At 41.4% G+C, this 6,268-nt stretch carries 5 protein-coding genes; 3 read left to right on the forward strand and 2 right to left on the reverse strand.

Annotated elements, in window-relative coordinates:
* A partial coding sequence (locus ACRCJ0_RS08545) for an ABC transporter permease (RefSeq protein ID WP_431390183.1) occupies nt 1-355 on the forward strand: 355 nt, incomplete at its 5' end.
* 373 nt (nt 356-728) lie between these two features.
* Nucleotides 729-3,410, forward strand: a complete 2,682-nt coding sequence (locus ACRCJ0_RS08550) for an HAD-IC family P-type ATPase (RefSeq protein ID WP_431390184.1) — start codon at nt 729-731, stop codon at nt 3,408-3,410.
* A gap of 102 nt (nt 3,411-3,512) precedes the next feature.
* On the opposite strand, the gene ACRCJ0_RS08555 is transcribed toward ACRCJ0_RS08550, so the two are convergent.
* A complete protein-coding gene (locus ACRCJ0_RS08555) occupies nt 3,513-4,469 on the reverse strand; it encodes a MetQ/NlpA family ABC transporter substrate-binding protein (protein WP_431387606.1) in 957 nt (318 codons plus the stop codon).
* A gap of 94 nt (nt 4,470-4,563) precedes the next feature.
* The gene (locus ACRCJ0_RS08560) at nt 4,564-5,325 is read right to left on the reverse strand and encodes a gamma-glutamyl-gamma-aminobutyrate hydrolase family protein (RefSeq protein ID WP_417892990.1); all 762 of its coding nucleotides are present in this window, start codon (nt 5,323-5,325) and stop codon (nt 4,564-4,566) included.
* A 199-nt stretch (nt 5,326-5,524) separates the two neighbouring features.
* Between ACRCJ0_RS08560 and ACRCJ0_RS08565 the strand changes: the two genes are divergently transcribed.
* Nucleotides 5,525-6,268, forward strand: a 744-nt coding sequence (locus ACRCJ0_RS08565) for an iron-containing alcohol dehydrogenase (protein WP_431390185.1), incomplete at its 3' end; no start/stop codon positions are given.

The following is a 6,268-nucleotide window of genomic DNA, read 5'->3' on the forward strand; positions in this document are numbered from 1 at the left end:
AATGATCATGATTGGGATCATCACCTATACTTCAGTCCTTGAACGTACCAAGGAAATCGGTGTTCTTAAAGCCTTAGGTGCTCGAAAAAAAGACATCACCCGTGTATTTGACTCTGAGACTTTAATCCTAGGTGTACTTTCTGGTTTAATTGGTGTTGGGACTGCTTACTTATTAACATTCCCAATCAATATGCTGATAGAATCCTTAACAGATCTAAAAAATGTAGCCATTTTAGACCCAGTACATGCAGTCGTCCTATTGATCATTTCAACTGTTTTAACAGTTATTGGTGGTCATATTCCAGCCCGGATGGCAGCGAAGAAAGACGCCGCTGAAGCCTTGCGCGCTGATTAATGTTATTTACTTAATCGTAATTAATTGTTATCAAAACTTCGGACATTATTTTGCAAAAAATTAATACATCACAAGAACCACCTAAAGTAGGGACGCAAAACCCATCAACTTTAGGTGGTTTTTTCTTAAGATACTCTTGAAGTACAATCTCTTGATTGGTTAAAATACGTTTGCTAGAATGTTAATTAAACTATTTGGAGGTGGTAAACGAATGTCTAGTGACTCGACAGACGGTGAGCAGAGGTACTTTTTTAAATTTCTTTACTTTTTAATTGAATAGAACATATTTCAGTGCGTTGTTTAGAAGAACTTTCTAAATAAGGGGCTTTTTTGTGTTCTCAAATAGTTTAAAAAGAAAAGGATGAAAAATTTCATGAATAAAAAAGACTTTCAATTATCAGTGTCAGAAATACGACAGAAGTATCAGGTCAACTCAATTGATGAAGGGTTGGACGAAGAGCAAGCAAGGCAATTGTTGGACAAATATGGTTACAACCAATTAACTGCCAACAAAACGTCGAAGTGGCGAATTTTACTCCGTCAATTTCATAACACGATCATCTATATTTTGATGTTCTCAGCCTTCTTGACCTTATTAATGGGCCATTATTCGGATGCTATCATCATCGGTATCGTAGTGGTAGTGAACGCCTTAATCGGTTATTTCCAAGAGGCCAATGCGTCTGACGCCTTAGAACGAATCAAGGAAATGTTATCTGCGGAGGCGACAGTATATCGAAATGGGGTCCGTCAAGATATCCTAGCCGAAGAATTGGTACCAGGGGATGTTGTCTTCCTAGAAGCAGGGGATAATGTACCTGCTGACTTACGGATTGTTGAAGCAGATAACCTGCGGATTCAGGAGTCGGCCTTAACAGGTGAAACAGATTCGGTTGAAAAAGCTGTTGACCTTGTAGCAGATGAAGCGACGCCCCTAGCTGAGCGGGTCAATATGGCCTTTGCTTCAACATCCGTGACCTCAGGGTCGGGTAAGGGGATCGTTGTGGCTACAGCCCAATATACTGAGATCGGTAAAATTTCGGCTGTGGTAAATGCAACAGAAGACCGCCAAACGCCTTTGATGAAGGAAATTGATGGCCTTGGGAAAGGGATTACCTATGTCATCATGGGTGTGGCCATTGCCTTATTTATCCTGAGTCTAATCCAACAGACCTATGCCATTTCTGTCTTAACGCTTGCAGTTGTTACGATGATTGTTGGGTCTATTCCAGAAGGTTTACCAGCAACAACGTCAGTGGTCTTGGCTATGGGCGTTAGCGATATGGCCAAGAATAAAAACACCATCATCAAAACCTTACCAGCAGTTGAAACGCTAGGTTCAGTGGATGTAATTGCCACTGACAAAACGGGTACCCTGACCAAGAATGAGATGACGGTTAAAGATATTGTCCTGGCTGATCAAGTGTATGAAGTAACAGGAGACGGTTATGCGCCAAAAGGTGAGATTCAACCGGTAAGTGGTAATGATGCGCTAAAAAATCCATTAGAAAATTCAACCCTACAATTATTCTTAGAGGCAGGTTATGAGGCCAATGATACGGTCTTAGTGAAGGGTGAAGAAGCAGCCAACCCTTGGACCATTAACGGGGAACCAACGGATGGGTCATTCTTGACGCTTTACCATAAGGTATTTGCTTACCCTGAGCAACCTGAGTACACTGAACTAGACATGTTACCATTTGATTCAGACAACCGCTATATGGCGAAATTAGTGACGAATCAAGCACAAGAACGAATCCTATTTATGAAAGGTTCACCAGATAAATTATTTGACATGGTGAAGAAACAAGACCCTCATTTTGACCAAGAATTCTGGTCAGACCATGTCCGTCGCCTATCTAAAGAAGGGAAGCGGGTAGTTGCTGTTGGCTATCAACTGATTGACCAAGAAACGGTGACTATTGACGATCAGATTTTAGATCAAAGTATTCGATTGCTTGGGATCGCAGGGATTATTGATCCACCAAGGGAAGAAGTAATTGCTTCCCTTAAAGAAATGAATCAAGCAGGTGTCCATGTCAAAATGATTACCGGTGACCATCCCCTAACAGCCAAAGCGATTGGGGCGAAACTGGGCTTAGCTGAGGAAATTCATGCTGTAACGGGTGCTGAACTGGACCAAATGGATACAGATAGCTTCCGGGAAGCTGTCTTAGGCAACCAAGTCTTTGCCCGAACCACGCCACAAAACAAGCTAGATATTATCAAAGCGCTCCAAGCCAAAGGCAAAGTTACAGCTATGACAGGGGACGGGGTAAATGATGCGCCAGCCCTTAAACGTGCGGATATTGGTGTAGCTATGGGTGTTTCTGGTACGGATGTGGCCAAGGATTCAGCGGATATGATTTTAACCGATGACAATTTTGGTACCATGTCTCAAGCTATACGCGAAGGCCGCCGGATCTACGATAACATCAAGAAGAGTATCCTTTTCCTATTACCAACATCTTTTGCTGAAGGGTTAATTATTGCCTTTACAATCATGATGCAAAAGGAATTACCGCTACAAGCGACGCAATTACTATGGATTAACATGGTGTCTGCCATTACCATCCAATTTGCCTTCATTTTTGAACCAGCTGAACCAGGTATTATGAACCGGAAACCGCGTAAAACCGGCAACAAGTTGATGAGTCAACATGACGTTTGGCAGATGGCTTATGTATCCGTTCTGATGGCTGTGATTTCTTTAATTGCCCATGACTGGTTGCTAGGTCAAGGGGTTAGTGAGGCTGTTGCCTCTACCGTTATGGTGAACACGGTTGTCTTGAGTAAAGTATTTTATCTCTTCAACATTCGTACAAGCGAGTCAGCTTTCTCCAAGGCATCCTTTACCAATCCAAAGGCCTTTATGATTATCGGCGTGATGGTCATTTTACAGTTATTACTGACCTATGTGCCATTCATGCAAGGGGCTTTCTCAACTGAAAGTATTTCCTTGGTCGGTTGGTTGATTGCCATTGGTGCAGGTATTATTGTCTTATTGGTGACAGAATTAGATAAATATTTCCGTAAAAATAAAGTGAATAATTAACAAAAGTCATTTAAAAAAAAGAACTGCCGCTTTCTCTAAACTAGAGTGAGCAGGCAGTTCTTTTTTTGCAGCTTATCTTACTGTTGTATTCATTTACTTTTTTTATTGATTTTCTAGTTCAGTAGTATAGTCTTCATAGGTTTGATTAGCGTCGATACCCAGTTGCCAAACTGGGGTGTAGATTGGGTTAATAGAAGCCGCGTATTCATCGGTTTCCGGCGTCATATAAGTATCAACAACGGTTTGTAAGTTAGGGTCGTCTAGCTCATCTTCTCTCACTGCAATCGATAGGAAGTATTCTGGCGGTGTTTGTTCTGGATCTTCTAAAATGATGGCGTCATCAACGGTCATACCAGCGTCTACAAAGTAAGACACAGCAGACACAGCCAAGTCTAAATCAGGTAAAGCACGTGGTAGCTGGGCAGCTGGCATATAGTTGAATTGAATGTTTTTTTGATTCTCTACAATTTCATCTTCGGTAGGGATAGTGCTCGCGTCGTCAGCTAAGGTGATGACGCCATTAGCATCTAAGAAATTCATGATATAACCGATGCTGACAGCATCATCATTCATCCCTAATATTGCATTTTCTGGAATATCTTCAAGCGAATCAATGGCATCATCACTAGAAAATAGGCCTAAACGAGATACTAAGGTAAAGGCAATAGGACGAATTTCCTGGCCTTGTGTTTGTTCTTGGTTAAAGGTATACATGAAGGGGATATATTGGAAATTATTTAAATCAATATCGCCTTCAACTAAGGCTGTATTGGCTGTGGCGAAATCACTGAAAAGAACGACTTCCAGGTTAATATTCGTCCCGTTTTCTTCTAAACGGTCAGCAACATTTTGCCAAATGTCTTCCGTGATGGCGGACACTACACCGACTTTTAAGTTGACCACTTCGTCACTAGTACTGCCTATATCATTAGTTTCACTTGAGCTTGTTGTCTTGTCGCTTGCTGTACTACTTTCACTAGCATCCCCAGAGCCAGCTGTTAAACCACAGGCTACAAGGAAAGGTAGGATAATCAACCACAATAATTTTCTAAACTTCATAAAGAAAAATCACCTCCTGATTTCTGTTATAGTTTGAATATAAATCTATTACATTCTAAACGAACTTACTAGAAAAAGAAAGCGTTTAATATTATTAGAAATTGTGGAACCACTCAAATATTGGTAGCATATTGTCTTCAATGTTATCTGTCATCATTTCCGGATGCCACTGTACCCCTAAAATATTATAGGTCGATTTGGACTTGTCCACTTCATAGGATTCTATGACCCCATCATTGGCCCAGGCTGTTGCCTTAAGTAGGGGTGATAGGTCTTCAATCACTTGGTGGTGATAGGTATTGATCAGTAGTGTTTTCGGATTATCAAACAGGTTGCTGATGATAGACCCTTTTTCCAATTGGATTGAGTGGTGCGGGAAGTGCATACGACTCCAATTCTGTATGTGCTGAACGGCATTGGCCTGCCCGATTGGGTATTCGCTTAAATCTTGGTAAACTGTCCCATTGAGTAGGATATTAATTAGTTGGAAACCGCGGCAAATAGCTAATATCGGGATATTCTTTTTGGTGGCAGCTTCAAATAGAGCCCGTTCCCAACGATCTCGTGGGGGATAGACACTTTGTAATTTAGGGGAAGGCTCACGGCCGTAAAGTAGCGGTGAAACGTCTTGGCCACCAGTAAATACAAGCCCGTCCAATTTGGCAACATACATTTCTGCCAAGGCTAAGTCTTCTTGTAAAGGGATAATAATCGGAATATGCCCGGCTTTGGTTAAAGATTTGCTATAACCATGGGGACTATAATCACGCATAAATTCATCCCAGTCATGATCTAGTGCGTTATGGTTTCCGGTAACACCGATGACCTGTTTATATGTGGATACTTCATTATTCATACTGTCACTCCAAACTTTGATTTCCTATCTATTATACCAACAAACACTGGGGTAGGGTCAACTTAGACTACTTTTTCAAGAAGATAGCGAATAAGGATAACAATTGATAGCTAATCGGTACCCAAAATAGGAGGTCGATTCTTCGAATATTGATATGTTGAATGGTATATTAATTGCAATGAATTCAAGGAAGAAGGAAATGAATATGAGTATATCAGTGAATTTACCAAGCTTTACGATCGGGCCGGATGCCTATGACGATATTAAAAAATACGCAGGTTTTGCAGGAGAGAAAGTAGCCATCATAGGTGGAGAAACTGCTTTAGAAAAGGCTTTACCAAGATTGAAACCAGCGATTCAAGCAGCCGGTTTAAGCATTACCGCCATTGAATGGTATGGGGGCGAAGCTTCTTATTCCAACATTGACCGCCTTGCCGCTTTAAACCAAGTTCAAGCAGCAGATATGATTTTTGCGGTCGGTGGCGGGCGTGCCATTGATACTGGTAAAACAGTTTCAGCTAAACTTGAAAAGCCAATTTTCACTTTCCCAACAATTGCCTCAAACTGTGCGCCAACTTCAGCAGTTTGCGTCTTATACAATGACGACCATGAATCAGCGGGTTCATACTGGTTACATGCACCGGCCGTCCATTCATTTGCCGACTCAACTATTATTGCTGAAGCACCTGAGCAATACATTTGGGCCGGAATCGGTGACGCAATTTCCAAAGAAGTGGAAGTATCTTTTTCAGCTGAAGGACGAGAATTAGCCTACAATAATACAATCGGTGTCCATATTGTCCAAGGGGCTAACCAACGTGTCTTGAAAAATGGCTTAGCTGCACTTGAAGCTGCCAAAGCCCATCAGGAATCGCCTGCTATCGACAATATTTTATTTGAGATACTTGGGACAACTTCTTATACGTCAGTATTAGTAGATCAA

It is taken from the genome of Aerococcus sp. L_32 (genome assembly GCF_050689315.1).

Excerpts from the sequence above, each read along its gene's own strand:
- ACRCJ0_RS08550 (WP_431390184.1), top strand. The coding sequence starts at position 729 with ATGAATAAAAAAGACTTTCAATTATCAGTGTCAGAAATACGACAGAAG.
- ACRCJ0_RS08555 (WP_431387606.1), bottom strand. The coding sequence starts at position 4,469 with ATGAAGTTTAGAAAATTATTGTGGTTGATTATCCTACCTTTCCTTGTA.
- ACRCJ0_RS08560 (WP_417892990.1), bottom strand. The coding sequence starts at position 5,325 with ATGAATAATGAAGTATCCACATATAAACAGGTCATCGGTGTTACCGGA.